General features: G+C 42.7%; 4 protein-coding genes and 2 pseudogenes. 5 read left to right on the top strand and 1 reads right to left on the bottom strand.

Features of this window, described 5'->3' with window-relative positions; genetic code table 11:
- Positions 1-648: 648 nt before the first annotated feature.
- Positions 649-1,259, bottom strand: a pseudogene (locus tag BTR_RS12890) (type ISP restriction/modification enzyme); the annotation flags it as partial.
- Positions 1,260-1,708: 449 nt separating this feature from the next.
- Here BTR_RS12890 and BTR_RS06185 point away from each other — a divergent pair.
- The 5 genes and pseudogenes from BTR_RS06185 to BTR_RS06165 all read left to right on the top strand — a co-directional run bounded on the left by BTR_RS06185 (position 1,709) and on the right by BTR_RS06165 (position 15,926).
- Complete coding sequence (locus tag BTR_RS06185) at positions 1,709-3,472, top strand: ShlB/FhaC/HecB family hemolysin secretion/activation protein (protein WP_012230898.1); 1,764 nt, start codon at positions 1,709-1,711, stop codon at positions 3,470-3,472.
- A gap of 90 nt (positions 3,473-3,562) precedes the next feature.
- Positions 3,563-11,140 carry a two-partner secretion domain-containing protein gene (locus BTR_RS06180; RefSeq protein WP_012231848.1) on the top strand — a complete coding sequence of 2,526 codons (7,578 nt, stop codon included), beginning with the start codon at positions 3,563-3,565 and terminating at the stop codon, positions 11,138-11,140.
- A 49-nt stretch (positions 11,141-11,189) separates the two neighbouring features.
- Positions 11,190-11,759: an SMI1/KNR4 family protein gene (locus tag BTR_RS06175; protein WP_012231847.1), complete on the top strand. Its 570-nt coding sequence runs from the start codon at positions 11,190-11,192 to the stop codon at positions 11,757-11,759.
- 105 nt (positions 11,760-11,864) lie between these two features.
- A pseudogene (locus BTR_RS13445) lies at positions 11,865-12,773 on the top strand (VENN motif pre-toxin domain-containing protein); the annotation flags it as partial.
- A gap of 588 nt (positions 12,774-13,361) precedes the next feature.
- The gene (locus BTR_RS06165) at positions 13,362-15,926 is read left to right on the top strand and encodes a DUF6990 domain-containing protein (protein ID WP_012231845.1); all 2,565 of its coding nucleotides are present in this window, start codon (positions 13,362-13,364) and stop codon (positions 15,924-15,926) included.
- Positions 15,927-16,066: the final 140 nt, after the last annotated feature.

Raw genomic sequence — 16,066 nt, 5'->3', positions numbered from 1 at the left:
AAAAGATAAAATTATATTTCTAATGAGTGATTAAAGCGTATCTTATGAAAAGCGTATGACCCTTTAAAGCCTTTCAAAAGATAGCTTGTAACTTATAAGAGATGCTATAAAGACCATTATGGTTGTGAGTTTTGACGGGGTTTTGGGTTTTAACGGTTGCCCCTTTTAGATAAAAAAACGATAAAAAAATAAAAACATTATATTTCAATAGGTTAATATTTTATAGACCTTAAAAAAACAACCCATATTGATAATACAACCTCTAAATTCAACCAATAATATACGTTTTGAGGGGGGGGGACGATTTTTACACCTTCAAAACCTATAAGTAATATAAGAAAATGAATATAACTCTCTTTAAACAAAGCTTTTGATAACAATAAAGCACTCATTTTAGATTACGGTATAATCTCTTAAAGGCAATGGAAAAAAATCTAATTTTATTTAAGATGGGATTTCTTAAAAGTCTTAAAGCAATCCAAATGAGAGTATCTAAAAGTGCAAATGATTTCTTTTTAGAATAACGCATATAAACACTCCTTTTAAAGATTAGATGTAAGCAATTTATAAAGGGGGTATAGATTATGGTTATAAGCTCTATACCCCTTATGCGTTTATCATACCCATTATGTGAGCATGCTTTATAAGTTATTCAGTTTCTCTTATTTCTAATTTTGGTAGTTTTTTTACGATTTTCATTGTTTCTAAACTTACGGTAATCACCCTTTGAAACAACTCTAGAGGGTAGGCAGGATTGCCAATGGTTTCTCAACAGCATAGCGATTAGCATCATTAACAATGCCGCTCTTTTTATCAGTCTTAACGCATTGACGCCCCATAACCCATTCAAGAGCGGGTTTGCCATTGACGATATACTTATAAGCTTCAAGAGGGATATCTGTTATGGTAATATTGCTATTGTAGATAACAGTTGATTTATCCTTTTCGGCTTTGCCTTTCTCTTTACCTGCTTTTGCGAATTTCATTTCGGTCACATAATAGAATTTTTCGGGATTAGAGATCTCAGTCTGTTTTGGATTACCCTTTTTAAAGGTCACTGGATAAGGTTCTATGCTTTCGTAATTCACGTGCAAATGACCCAGTTCATGTCCTGTTGTTACAAACTTCCAAAAATCATCAGCAGTTTTTACGCAAGGTATACGAGGCAATTCTTTGCATAAATTATCAGCATAACGATCACGATAATCTTCTGAATGAAGTAGACCGTAAACGTAATAGAAGATATCGTTTTTTATTATAATTTTAGTAAGATATGTCGAAAGGTGCTTCTTAAACCTAGTTTTATACTCTTATCTGTTTTTTTTGGCTTCTTATCAGGCGATAATCAATGGAGTGTCTCTTGTTGTCTCTAATATGTAACAGTTCCAATAAATCAGATATATTCTATGAATTAAGAGGCTTTACTTTATTCTCGAAATGATATCATATCCAGCACCTTAAAATTAAGAAGTGTATAGTGTGTGTGATTGTTATTTTATAGTGTCATTGTAAAATCTTCAAAAGTGGGGGGGTGATATGGTTTGTGCGACCAATAAAGCGGGTGTATACAATGCGGTCTACGCTTTTCTCTCAGATTTTATAAGTATTATTCTCATCAAAAAATTAAAAAATTGTTACGCGGTTGGCGATTTTTTCTGTGACGCTGATGATGTGGTTCATTTTGTTGCTCACTTTGAGGGCACAATGAATGGGTAAGTTTTTTTTCACTTTTATTTTTGCGGTATTTTTGTGCTTTTTTTCATTAGCGAGTTTTGCAGAAAGCCTTCGTGATCAAGCGATTGATCAATCCGAGAGGATTCAACGTCAACAAACGCAAGAACAGCGTTTTCAACGATTGCATCGTAGAAACGCAACGCATGAGATTTTATTAAAGGATGATAATGAATCTACGGTATTTCAAAGCGATTCAACCCAAAAAAACTGTTTGCTGATCAAAAGTATTGAGTTTGTTGATGCTCAGTTGATTTCTCGCACCGACCTTCATAACACCATTTCCTTTTGGGAGGGACGGTGTCTTGGTATTGCTGAGATCAACGAAGTGCTTAAAGCGGTAACCAAGCTTTATATGAAGCGCGGCTATATTGCGGTACGGGCTTATTTACCTGAACAGGATTTAAGGGGTGGGCGTCTTAAAATTGTTGTTGTTGAAGGACAAGTAGAAGATATCACCTTGGAGGGTCATAAAGTTGAAAGGCAATATCAAGGGGAAATCATTACAGCTTTTCCAAATTTAGTGGGTCAACCTGCTAACCTGCGCCCTATAGAACAAGGACTTGATCAAATCAATCGGCTTTTCTCTCGTCATGCAACCATCAACCTTGGTGCTGGAGATGCTCCAGGTGATTCTATTCTTGATATTCATATTGATAAGCAGAAGCCGTGGTTGTTTACACTTTCCAGTGATAATCTTGGAGCTAAAGCAACAGGGCTTTACCAAACGCGCGTGAGCTTTTCTTTTGATGACTTGTTAGGGATCAACGATCAATGGTCGTTTAGTTATCAGCGTTCCATGAATGGTGGACCGTATCATTTTTCCGGCAAGCGTCCCAATAGTGATACGATAACAGGTTCATTTTCCATTCCCTATGGCTACTGGACGGTAGGTTTTGATGGCAGTTGGAGCCAATATCATTCGAGTATTAAAGGAATATTTTCCGATATTATGACTTCGGGTAAGTCTTTATCGCTGACGCCATGGCTTTCACGGGTTATTGACCGTGATCAAGAGGGAAAGACATGGATTACAGGGCGGTTGACATGGAAATATTCCGATAATTTTATTATGGGGAGCCGAGTTGATGTTTCCAGCCGTAAATTGGCTATTGCAACCTTAGAGCTTGATCATTCGCGCAAATGGATGGGAGGAGAGCTAAGCGCTCATATAGGGTTTCATAAGGGGTTGGCGATTTTGGGCGCTTATGATGATAAAGAGCAAGAAACTTCGACAAAAAATGCTCCCAAAGGGCAATTTTCAAAATTGTCTTTTTCTTTAGGGTATGTGCGTCCTTTTTCGCTCAAACAGTATAATTTTCGTTATAACACGTTGCTTTCAGGGCAATTGTCACCTGATGCGTTGTTTAGTTCAGAACAACTGTCCCTTGGCGGGAGTTCATCTGTGCGTGGGGTGCGTGAGGCGGTTTATTACGGCAATAATGGGGTGTTCTGGCGCAATGAATTGTCGTTATTGTTGCCAGGTTTTTCTTCGAAAATGGGGCGGAGATTTATGAGCCAATTTGCACCGTATATGGCTCTTGATTTAGGGATGATCGCCAATGCCTCCCTTAGAAACAGTTTTGGCGGGAGCCTCGTTGGGGCAACTCTGGGGTTCCATGCAAGCGGAGAGATCTTGGATATGGATCTGTCTTATTCAAATATTTTAACCCAATCGACACCGAGAGAGCAGGGGAATGCGACAGGGTTATTTCAAGTACGGACATTATTGAGATTTTAGAGCAAAGGGGCGGTTAAAAATATCGTCTAGCGCTTTATACCCATTGGGGTGTTTTTTACAAAGATATAGAGGGTTTTTGAGGAGATTAAGATGCGGGGATTGAGAAATCAAAAGCATAAATTGGGATATGGACGTGCGCTAGGGCAGCATATTCTTGGCGTTTTGCAGCGAGGGGCTCACAAGGGGCTTTCTCTCGTTTTAAGTTTTAGTTTAGCTTTTCAGCCTTTGTTCGTGCAAGCACAAGCAATTGGTGCACAAAGATCACCCGTTCAAGAAGCTCAAGGGATTAAAGCGGCCGATGGGGTTGGCTCACTTTTCCGCCCCACGGTGAGTGAAGCCAGCAATGGCGTACCGCTTGTTGATATAGCGCGCCCCAATGGGCAGGGTCTTTCTCATAATAAATATGACAGTTTTAATGTTGATGCTCATGGCGTGATTTTAAACAATTCAACTGAGGAGGTTTCGCGCTCACAGCTTGGGGGATTGGTGCTTGGCAATGGAAATTTACGGGGTACCGGTGCCGCAAAGGTTATTCTCAATGAAGTGATCAGTGCCAATCGTTCACGCCTTGAGGGTATGAGCGAAGTTCACGGGCATGCGGCAGATGTTATTATCGCCAATCCTAATGGAATTACCTGTAACGGTTGTGGCTTTATCAATACGCCACGGGTGACTTTGTCGACGGGGCAGCCGATCATTGGCGCTAATGGGGCTTTAAGCGGTTTGCGTGTTGAGGGTGGAGATATCACCATTGGCGCCAAAGGCGCTGATGGGCGCACATTGGATATTTTTGATCTGGTTTCGCGCAAGATTAGCGTTGCAGGTCCCATCCAGGTCAAAGGGGATTTAGCTGTTATCGCGGGGCGCAATCATTTTGATTATGACAAACGCGAAGCAACGTCTCTTGGTTCAGATGGCAAAGAGCCGGAATTGGCTATTGATTCCAGTGAGTTTGGTGGCATGTATGCGGGTCAGATCCGCGTGCTTGCCAACGATAAAGGTGCTGGCGTTAAAATGCGGGGAGACATGGTTGCCAATGCAAGCGCCATGAGACTAACCAGTGATGGCAAGCTGGTGATCACCAAAGCCCGTGCTAAAGGTGCAGTGAAAGCTCACTCTCATCACGACAGTGTGCATGTGAAAGATCTGCTTTTTTCAGAAGAGGCTGTTGGACTTAAGGCTTTGAAGCATGTTGAATTAGCAGAACGTACACGGGTTGCAGCGAGCGGCAATGTTGAAGTGCGCGCTGATGTGATCAAACTTGGATCTGATGCTCTTTTGGCGAATGGCATTGGCAATGATGGTCAACAGTCAGCGACCGGTTCTTTGCACTTACAAGCAACAAAAATTGAGGCGGGGAGTGGACGAATTGCAGCTGGTGCACTTTTACAGATCAATGCTGCGGCTATTGATCTTGACCGCTTGCAAGACAACAATCAGACAGGGATCTCTTCTCTTGGCGATTTGATTATTAAAACCAATCAAATCAGCGCTTTAAACAACCATATCGGTGCCAAGGAGAATGTTGTTCTGAAAGCGGATGGGATTCTCACCATAGGGGCTGGTCATTATAGTGCAGGCGGCTCTCTTTTGGTGGAAGCGGCAGATCTTACATCACGTGCGCGCTTAGTGGCAGAGCAAAAAGTTGATCTTTCTGCACAAGGCGGTGATTTGGTCCAAGAAGGCACTGTGTTGTCCAATGGGGAGATAACGCTGGATGCTCATGGAGCCCTCACTCACAAGGGTGATATTGTCAGTGTGCAGAAGGTTGCTTTGACAGCTGGGGGCATGCTCACAACCAGCACGAACAGTACGCTTTTGGGTCATGACGTAGATTTGAGCACGACAGCTTTAACGCAGGCGGGAACTGTGGAAGCGCAAGGTGGTGCGCTCACCTTTCAGGTGCGTGATGGGGTCATCAATCTTGGCACAATGCGCGGTGAGAGTGTCGATGCCCGTGCTGGTGCTTTGAAAAATCAAGGGATGTTGATTGCCAGCAATGATTTACACTTGGTGATCAGCCCACAAGGGGGCGCGGATAGCCAACAAGCCTTTCTTGAAAATGTATCTGGTGCGGTCATTCAAAGTGGGGGTAGTTTTGTTTTGTCCGCAGGGCAAGTGCACAATGTTGGAGCGCTTGGCTCTAGTGGTGATGCGGTTGTCCTCAATGTGGTAGGAGATCTGAGCAATCGTGGGCTGATTTACGCCAAAAAATCGATGGACGTATCCAGTGATGGTAATTTAACCAACACACAGGGCAGAATTATTGCTGAAGAGGCTCTCAGTATTGGGGGGCTGAAGGAAGCACGTGCTGGTCATGTCAACAATGAGGCAGGTCTTCTCAGTGCTTTTGCCGGTGAGATGAAGCTTATAGCGACATCTTTTGTCAATAAAGGCGCTGAAACGACCAATTCAGACCAACAAAACGCTACACATGATGAGGGTGCACATGTTTTGGCACGGGATGGTTTGCACATTGATGTGGGCAGTTTTGAGAATATTGATGGTCTCATTTCTACACAAGGAGCTGTTCGTGTTGTTGCAGACAGTGTGATCCAAGCAGGACGCATGGAAGTTGAGCGTGGTGATCTTCAACTAACGAGCCACGGTGATTTAAGCAATAGCGGTACGATAGCAAGCAATGGCAAAATAGCTTTGCATGCGCAAAAAGATCTCCAGCAAACAGGGCGCATTGTTTCCAAAAAGCGGATAGAGCTTTCCTGCGATGGAACATTAACAATGGGCGAGACAAGTGAAGTGGGGGCCTATGATGTGCTGTTGAATGCAGGCACCCTTACGAATGCGGGACGTGTGGAAGCACAAGGTGGGGAGCTTCGTCTCAACAGCTATGGTCTTTTAAGCAATTTCGGTACCATGGTGGGGGGTATTGTTGATGCCAAGCTTGGTTCTTTAACAAATTTCGGAAAACTTTTAGCCAATGGAGCTTTGAGGGTTGTCGCAGAAAACCATGATTCATCTCTGGGGCAAGCTGCTCTTGTTTTAAATGCTGAAGGCGGGGTTCTCAAAAGTGGTGGCGCTTTTGTTTTGACGACAGATGCGTTGAACAATGCCGGCAGCCTTGGTTCCAGTGGTGATGCGGTTGCCCTCAATGTGAGCGGAGATCTGAGCAATAGCGGGCTGATTTATGCCAAGAAATCCGCAACGCTCTCCTTGGATGGAAATTTCGTCAATAAGTTTGGCGATGTCATTGCCGAAGACAATCTCATCATCCGTGGTTTAAATGGAGAGCGGGCTGGTCATGTGATCAATAGCTCAGGTCTTTTAGAAGCTGTCTCAGGCGATATGACCTTCGATGTTTCAGCTCTCACCAACATGCGTGAAGGTGGGGTGGAGGTGACCGATAAAGTGATCTCTCACAGGTTCGTTGCGGGACAATGGAAAGGCACCAATGTTAAACACCAACAGATAAAGGAAGATGTTGACACAACGATCATCCATCAGCAGGCACATTTTACCAATAGTGCTGCACAGATTTTAGCAGGGCGTCATCTCACGGTTCATGCTGGTGATATCCGCAATAGCTATAGCTTGATTTCTGCCAATGGCAACATTGAGATGCGAGGCGATACACTGCTCAATGAAGGGCGTGATTTAATCGAAACAACCAAGATTGTAATTGAAACACATCGCAGGAAGAAACATTGTACTATTGCGAATGGAGGCTGTTCTTGGGGAGGCATAACGTATTATGGGAGCAAGACTGATCGCAAAACAACCACGCGCACCTATGATGCGGTTTATGGCACGATTGAAGCGGGTGGTACGCTTGATGCCAAGATAACAGGCACTATTGACAATCATGCGGTGCGTGAGGGGGTTGAGCAAGTTGGCTTAAGCTCTGGTGATAAAGGCTTGGCTGGTGTTAAAAACACCGATTTTGATGGTTCTAAACCACTAATCAGTGATGATCGATTAGACGGGATTATCAATGGGTTGGCGGGGCACAAAGCGCTTTTTACATCTCAGTCTCAAACAGAGGCACCAGAATCCATACAAGTGCCAAAGCAAGATGGGCTTGGCAATGTCCAGACAGAACTAGCAAACACCCAAACACCAGATGTACCGTTTTTGATTGAAACGCGTCCAGATTTTATCAACCCCAGCAAATTTTTGGGCTCTGACTATTTTCTCAAAAGGGTTGGCAATTATAAGCCTGAGCATCCGTTTAAAAGGTTGGGTGATGCCTATTATGAATATCGTTTGGTGGGTGAGCAAATTTTTGAACTCACAGGGGATCGTAGCCTCATAGATGTGGATGATCCCAATGCTCAAATGCAAAAGCTTTATGACAATGCACTCGCACAGCAAGATCCCTTAGGGTTAGAGCTAGGAAGACCATTAACACAAAAGCAAATTGCCGGGATCAAAAAGGATATGATCTGGCTTGAGAAGCATGTTGTAAACGGGCAAGAGGTCTTGGTACCTCACGTTTATTTGGCGCCAAACACTTCATTTACGCAAGATATTTATGGGGCAAAAACGCAGCAAGCAAGTCTCGCCAGTGCACACTTAAAAGGCAATGGCGTGACTTTAGATGCGGATCGTTTTAGCAATAGCGGTACCATCTTAAGTGAGAATGCATTGCATGTTTTGACTAGGCAAACTTTGTTTAATGATGGTGGTTTTTTGCTTGGCGGCGGTGCTGTCGATCTCAACAGTGGTGATCTTTTAGCCAATTCGTCAGGGGTTATCTTGGGGAATATCATCACCCTCAATGCGAAGACCATCATTGATGGGACTGCAAAAATTCGTGACACGAATGAATATGGTTTTGTTGATCGGATCGCACAGCAGGCTCAAATTATTTCTATAGAGGATTTGAATATTCATTCTCTTGGCGATTTAAGCATGAGTGGTGGGCAATGGAGCAGTGGTGGACCGATGACGGTCATTGTTGATGGTTCTGCTACATTTAGCTCATTGGTGCTAGAGAGTGACAATAAGCAGACATTGGAAAAAGGACATTATGACGCTCAAAGTAGTCTTCATCATTTAGCAGAAGTCAACAGTGATGAAGATCTGACCATTGTTACAGGGGGTGATCTTAACCTGGGGGGAAAATTTAAAGCCAAGGGCAATGGAAATTTCACCAGTGGTGGGGCTCTCAACGTGGTTTCAGAGCAAAATTTTAGCAGTTTTGATTTGGATCTGAGGGGCAAAGAAGGCGACAAATCCAAGCAAAAGAATAAGTTTCGTCAACAATCAACGGAAGTTATCACAAACAAAACCACGATAGAAACAGAGGGCAACCTCTCTGTGCATGCGAAAGAAGGGGATCTCACATTTAATGCCGCAGGCTTGAAAAGTGTTGGTAAGACGCATCTAGCGGCAGATAAGGGGAAGATCAAGTTTCTGACCAACAAGGATCAAGATTTTAAGGACGTTTATCAGCGTAATGAAAACCTTGTGTGGTGGAGTGAGAGGGATAAAGGCTATCTGAATGAGACTATCGAGCATGTGACCATCGAAGCTGGTGGGGGCATAAAGCTTGATGCGGGTGATGGCTTTGTTGTTGAGTATCAGGCAACCGGTGATTTTGACAAATCCCTTGAGCAATTGGCACGCTCTCCAGGACTTTCATGGATCAAGCAATTGCGTGATGATCCAGAATTAGCCAAGCAAGTTGATTGGCAGGCTGTTAAAGCTGAATTTAAAGACTGGGATTATAAAGCCCAAGGGCTGACAGAAGCTGGTGCTGCTTTGGTTGCATTGGCTGTCACGGCTGTCACGGGTGGGGCAGCGTCCACAGCGGCGAGTGCCATTACTGGTGCTTTGGGGCTTGGCTCGAGCACAGCCATGAATGCAGCAATACAGGCAGGTGTCCAAGCATTGATTAACAAAAGTGCTGTGGCTCTTGCGAATAATCGCGGCAACATTGCCGGTGCACTCCATGAGCTTGGCTCATCGAAGAATATTCTGGGTATTGTCTCTGCGATGTTAACAGCAGGCTTAACCAGCCAACTAACCGAAATGGCTGGTGTTGGGCAATCCCTACCCAAAACGGCACCTTTGGTTGATCGCATCACCCGTGAGGCGGAAAAGAACTTGATCAAAGCAGCCATTGGCACGGGTGTACAAACGGCTCTTGAGGGTGGCTCTCTTGACAAGAACTTTTTTAACAATCTGCGCATCGCCTTGTCTGATACGGTTGGCAAATCGTTAGCGGAAGAAATCGGTACCGCCAAGGCAGAGGGCAAAATAGACACGGTCACACAGATCGTTGCTCACGCCGGTCTTGGCTGTTTAAAAGGCGCTGTTGCAAGCGGTGCTTGCTCTGCTGGGGCGATTGGCGGTGCTGTAGGTGAAGCCACCGCTATGCTCCAGTTTAAACTGTGGATGCAAAGCATTGTGAAAGAGGAAATGGGGGACCTAAACGGTCGCACCCCAACCGCAGAAGAGCAAGCCCGCATTACTGCAAAGATTGATGCGCAGTTTGCTGACTTTAGAAGCCACACCATTGATGTAGCGCGTGCTGCCGGCGGCTTTGCAGCGGCACTTGCTGGTGGCAATGTTGATGCCGGTGCTGATGCTGCAGGCAATGCCGCTGCAAATAACTTTTTGAGTAGCGCCCAACGCGCCCAGATGAAGAAAGAGTTAGAAGAGTGTCCAGACATTTTATGTGAAGCAAAAGTGTCTGCGAAGTGGAATGCGATTAGTGCAGGACAAGGTGTAAGCTTTGGGGCTGGTATGGTTGCTGGTGTACCGGCTGAAATATACGATACGGTTGATGGTTTTTTGCAAATAATCAGTTCTCCTACGGTTGGTGACTTGATACAAATAGCCAAAAATTCCAAAGAGATTTTGAAAGCGCTCAAAGATTTCTTCACCAGTGGTAAGGTTTTGGCTACCCTTGGGAATGCCTTTGCACAGCCCTATGTAGATCGCATTAATAAAATGGAGGAGGAATATGAGCGAGCCGGTGCCGGTGGTTCCTTTAATGCTGGTCTTGAATTTGGAAAATTATTGACTGAAGTAGCAACGCTGTTTTTGGGAGGTGCTGGAGCAGCCAAGGAAGGTATAAAGCTTGGCGAAAAGGCTTGGATTAAATTCATTGCTAGGAAAGATTTTGCCCAATTCGCTTCCAAGAAAAATCTTGCAGAACTTGCGGCTCAAGGAGATTCTGCCAAACTTGCGGCTAGGAAAGAACTGACCAAACTCGCTGCTAAAGAAAAAAAGCTTTGGTTAAAAAAGAAACCCACTAAATTTACCGATAGCAAATTTGGTCAGACAAACAAAGTCTATCAGAGAGATGATTTGTTTGATCCTTACAGAGTTTCTGATTGGAAAAAAAACAAAAAAACAGTATGGGGTACCAATATTGACAGAATGAGGGCAGGAAGAGCACCTATAGGATTTGATAATAAGTCTGTTGAGTTGCATCATCTATCGCAAACGCCTGAAGGGCCCATAGCAGAAATGAGCTATGAATTTCATAAAAAATATACTTCTGTGATTCATAATAATCCCAAAAAACATCAATCGCTTATAGAGAGAAAAAAGTTTGAGAAGCAGAGAGAGGAATATTGGAATAAACGTGGTAATGGGTATGAAGAACAAAAAAACAGTAATTTAGGAGGAATAATTGATATGAGATGGGGTATCATAGGGATAGATTTTGATAGATGGGGACAGGAGCATCGGCAGTAATGCTCTACGGTTGATGAAAAGAGAAAAAAGAAGTTTGGAGAAATAATCGATGAAAACCTATACCTTAGATGATGTTATACAATTAGTTGATAAATATAATGGTGATATTATCAATTTTGGTACTGAAGACGATGCAGTTGATGATCTACAGATTGAAAAGGCCGAGAAAGCTCTCGGTTTACAATTCACATCCTCTTACAAGAGTTTTTTAGAACATTGTAAAGGCGGGGATATTGGTGGTGATGAAATCTATAGTCTTTATGAGCATCATATAGGTATTTCTGTTAATGACATTGTTTTTCAAAACTTAAATGATAGAGAACGTGGTTTTGTGACAGCAGAACAGCTTGTTGTTAGCAGAACAGATTTTGGTGAAACCTTTTACTTTGATTATACACAGTTTCAGGATGGTGAATGCCCGCTCTATGTCATGCTTCCATCTGAAGATTGCGAATATTACGCTAGTAATTTTTATGAATTCCTTTGCAAAAGAATTAAAGAAAGCGTGGGAGCTGAGATACCTGATGGTGATCAACCGATTGAAAAGATTGAGAACACTCCCAGTCCACAACCTCTCCCTTTTTACAAGAGTTTTTGGAAAAAACTATGGAGGAGATGACATTGGAGGTGTTGAAATTCTAGTTTTTTGGAGAGCATCAGTGTTACGCAAGTAATTTTTATGTAAAAGAATTAAGGATTATGCTGGGGGGAATGATGATGCAAAGCCAAGGCAGAGGGCAAAATAGACACGGTCACACAGATCGTTGCTCACGCCGGTCTTGGTTGTTTAAAAGGCGCTGTTGCAAGTGGTGCTTGCTCTGCTGGGGCGATTGGCGGTGCTGTAGGTGAAGCCACCGCTATGCTCCAGTTTAAACTGTGGATGCAAAGCATTGTGAAAGAGGAAATGGGGGATCTTAATGGTCGCACCCCAACCGCAGAAGAGCAAGCCCGCATCACTGCAAAGATTGATGCGCAGTTTGCTGACTTTAGAAACCACACCATTGATGTAGCGCGTGCTGCGGGGGGCTTTGCTGCCGCCCTTGCTGGTGGCAATGTTGATGCCGGTGCTGATGCTGCAGGCAATGCCGCAGAAAATAACTACCTCAGCAGTGCACAACATGCTCAGATGGAAAAAGAATTAAAGGAGTGTCCAGACATTTTATGTGAAGCAAAAGTGTCTGCGAAGTGGAATGCGATTAGTGCAGGACAAGGTGTAAGTTTTACGGCTGGTATGGTTGCTGGTGTACCGGCTGAATTATACGATACGGTTGCTGGCTTTGTGCAAATGGGGCTCCATCCTGGTGAAACTTGGAATGCACTCAAAGATTTTGTCACCAGTGGTGAGATTTTGGCGACAATTGGTCGGACCCTTGGACAGTCCTATGTAGATCGCATTAATAAAATGGAGGAGGAATATGAGCGAGCCGGTGCCGGTGGATCCTTTAAAGCTGGTGTTGAATTTGGAAAATTATTGACTGAAGTAGCATCCCTAATAACGGGAGTTGCCGGAGCAGCCAAGGGAGGTGTAAAGCTTGTTGGCAAGCTTACCGAAAAGACTTTGGCTAAATTCGCCGCTAAGACTGAAGCAGCAGCTGCAAAAGCAGAAAAGGAAATTGCCCAATCCGCTGGAAAAATTGGCACAGAAAACAGTGCCAAGGGCGAAACATCTCCAAAGCCTTCAAAAAGTAATAGCAATCGTGAAACACTCGAAAAAAATAAGGAGCATCATGATGGAAAGCGTACAGAAGAAATGCAAAAATTACAGGAAGCAGGATGCACAACATGTACGCAAGAAGCATCATTTAAAACAATAATTAAGAGACCTAACGATAAAGGAGTAATGGAGGATGTTGCAGTAAGATCCCGTCCTGATATTCTCTATATAGAGGATGGTGAATTAAAAATTGTTGAGGTAAAAACGGGTAATGCTGGTCTAACCGAAAACCAAAAGATTTTGGAAAAGGAGTATAAAACAGGAGATGCGCAACCTACGGGAGATGTTGTTTTAAAATTCCTTGAGAAAAACAAAGAAAAGCTAAATAAATATCAACAGGAACTCAAAAAATTTATAGAAAGAGAAAAACCAACTCAGAAACAACTGGATGATTTTAACGACAATTGGCCTAAAGAACAACTGGGCAAGGGTTGGGGAAGACCGATAAAATACGAAGTTATTCGTCATCCGAGCCGTTTAGAAAAACTTTTGGCAGGAAAGTGAGTCATGATGCAAACTAAAGATGTCACAGAGATTTTAAAAAGACTTGGCTGGGAGCCTTATCGTGATAACGTGGGGGATACTTTTGCGCATTATCATCTTCCCGATCGCATTGTCGGTATTGGCTATGGTGTAAAAAATTATGGAGAGAGTGGCAAAGAGTTTTTGCTTTCGGCTGATCTCACCACCGCTGCTTATTGTCTTGCTCGGGAATATTCTAGAGGTGAAAAATCACAGCGTAAATATGGAGATGTGCTGTTTTACGCGAAGGAGGATTTTAATGTTAAAGCTCCGGATCTTTCCGAAAGCCATATCACAACCGCTTTAAACAAAGTGATTGCATGGGCGCAAGCACAGGATATTGAACAAAAGTTATGTGAAAAAGCGGCCAATCATTCTGCCGTTGCACAAGCATTACTTGGTGATATGGAGGCTTTAAGGAGTGATAGATCTACCCCAAAACTATCTGTGCCAGAATTTGCTGATTATAAAACAATGACATCGGATGATCGCCTGCTTTTTTTTGCACAGGCCTATAAAAATGGGGAATTAGACGATATTCTAACGCGCAAGAAGCCAAAACAGTGCTCGATAAGTCTCACAGCAGCAATGCGCGTTCTTAAAACACAAGGGTGGTTTTCAACGGAGCCTGGAAAAATGTGGTTGATTTTGCCCGACCGCTTTATTCAATTTGATTTTGGTTTTATACGTCTTCATGATAATTACAATGTCCGTATTGAAGCTGAAATATCTAATGAAATGATTTCTGTCGCTTGCAATTGTATTCACTTTAGTGAGGAATATTGGTGCGTTTCTCCTAGGGGGCTTTATAATTCTTTTAATACGATTGGGGGGGGGATTTTTAGTGGTTTTGGTAAAGGCATTGATATTTGTGTAGAGACATTAGATGAGCAAGAGCTTATCAAAATCTCTGAGCTGATAATACAATGGGCACGTGCCCAAGATTTACAAGCATCAATAGAAAGCAAAACACGTGTTCAAAAGTATAGCTACAATATAGATATAGTCTGGCATTTGGCTTGTTTAGCATTGACAGGTCAAATTGATGTTCTGAAATCTTATCAAAATTTTTTAGAAGCCGGTACGATTTCTGAGATTTTGGATGACAGTGAAGTAGAGAGATATATTAACCAGGCCGTTCAATTTGCTGAAGAATATCTGAAAATCCTTAATGAGAGAAAAGCCATAGATGATCGTCTTAGTTTGCAAGATTTGTCTTTTCTTAATACAGTTTCTGAAGACTTAAAAAGGATGGACTGGACAGTTTATCGTGATAAAAATTACAATTGCAATGCTTATTTTATAAAGAAAGATCGTATCATTAATATAGTGTACGACCTTGATAAAAACGGAGAGACACCATTTGTTACCTTCAAGGTTTCTCTTTCAACACTTGGTTTTTCTACAGCTTATCGATCTATTTTCATCAATACTCCCCAATATACCGTTCTTAAAGAATCAGAAGAAGTTTATGCAGTTTCTAGTACTGAATTGGATGAAGGCAAGCTGAAACAGATCTGTGCGGATATTCTTGAATGGGCTGATCGACAAAATGTGAATCAAATCATCTATGATTATGCGGCTTTGCCAACAAATAGTGAATATGATCTTATAATACGCCATTTTATTGCGCTTATTCTTATTGGGGATGTTGAAAAGCTCAAATTTTATAAAGAGAATTTTAGAAAGGGAAACTCTTTAGGCTTTGTGGAAGGTATCACGAAATATACGATTGACAACGCTCTTACTCTTGCACGGGGTTGTCGAGCAGGTTTTCCGAAAAATGCACCGATTTTGAGCTTGGATCCGCAAATAGCATCTGTTGCTTCTAAAACAACTTCTGTTGAAGTGGATGAAGCGGATGACACTGATGATCGTCTCACCATGGAAAGTGCTCATGCACTTTTGAAAAGCTTAGGCTGGTCAACCGAGAAAATCAATGAGAATGACCATATGGCAAGCTATCAATTGGCTGATCGTGAAGTAGATATTCTTTACAACGATAAAATTGCCAAAGATTGTCCGCAATTTGATAGCGCCTTTTTGATTAGCACAGGCATTTTGGCTTCAGCTTGCAAATTCATTGATCCTACCCACACGGAAGATATCCCAGATATACAGCTTAATTTTGAAGCCAAGGGACTGGAAATCTTTGAACCAGAAGTCACTGCGGATCGTTTAACACAGGCGCTTGATGATGCGCTAGAATGGTCAGTAACGGCTATTGATCTTTCTGAAAGACTTCGCTCTGATTATGGTCTAGCTCCTTGGCAACAGGATGTAACGGATAAGAGAGATAATACAGATGATGCTTTGCTTCATCTTGGCGCTCTTGCTTTGTTGGGTGATGTTGAAACCTTGCATTCTTATCAGCAAAGTTTTGCAACAGGAGATCATCTAGGCTTCGACGAAAGTATCCAACAGCTTCATCTTGAACGGGCAATAGCTTTAGCCAAAGAGGTGGCAAAATCAAAGCAAGTGAGCTACGCCTTGATTGAACGGGTAGCAAAGGGTTTTGAAAATCACTCAGAGCTTTCTAATGAAGAATGACCTCACTCTCTTGGAAGGAAAAAATCATTCAGTTTATGGGAAAAAAAGACAAGAAATAGTCCTTTAAAATCTTAAAAATGTATAGAAGATAGAGTGTTGTTCAAAGCTGCTATTGCTAGTTGTATGAAATCAACGTGGTA

This window comes from Bartonella tribocorum CIP 105476, assembly GCF_000196435.1.
GTDB classification, from domain to species: Bacteria; Pseudomonadota; Alphaproteobacteria; order Rhizobiales; family Rhizobiaceae; genus Bartonella; species Bartonella tribocorum.
Note: the sequence above shows the minus strand (reverse complement) of the source record. Positions and strands in the feature narration are given on the sequence as shown.

Excerpts from the sequence above, each read along its gene's own strand:
- BTR_RS06180 (WP_012231848.1), top strand. The coding sequence starts at position 3,563 with ATGCGGGGATTGAGAAATCAAAAGCATAAATTGGGATATGGACGTGCG.
- BTR_RS06185 (WP_012230898.1), top strand. The coding sequence starts at position 1,709 with ATGGGTAAGTTTTTTTTCACTTTTATTTTTGCGGTATTTTTGTGCTTT.
- BTR_RS06165 (WP_012231845.1), top strand. The coding sequence starts at position 13,362 with ATGATGCAAACTAAAGATGTCACAGAGATTTTAAAAAGACTTGGCTGG.
- BTR_RS06175 (WP_012231847.1), top strand. The coding sequence starts at position 11,190 with ATGAAAACCTATACCTTAGATGATGTTATACAATTAGTTGATAAATAT.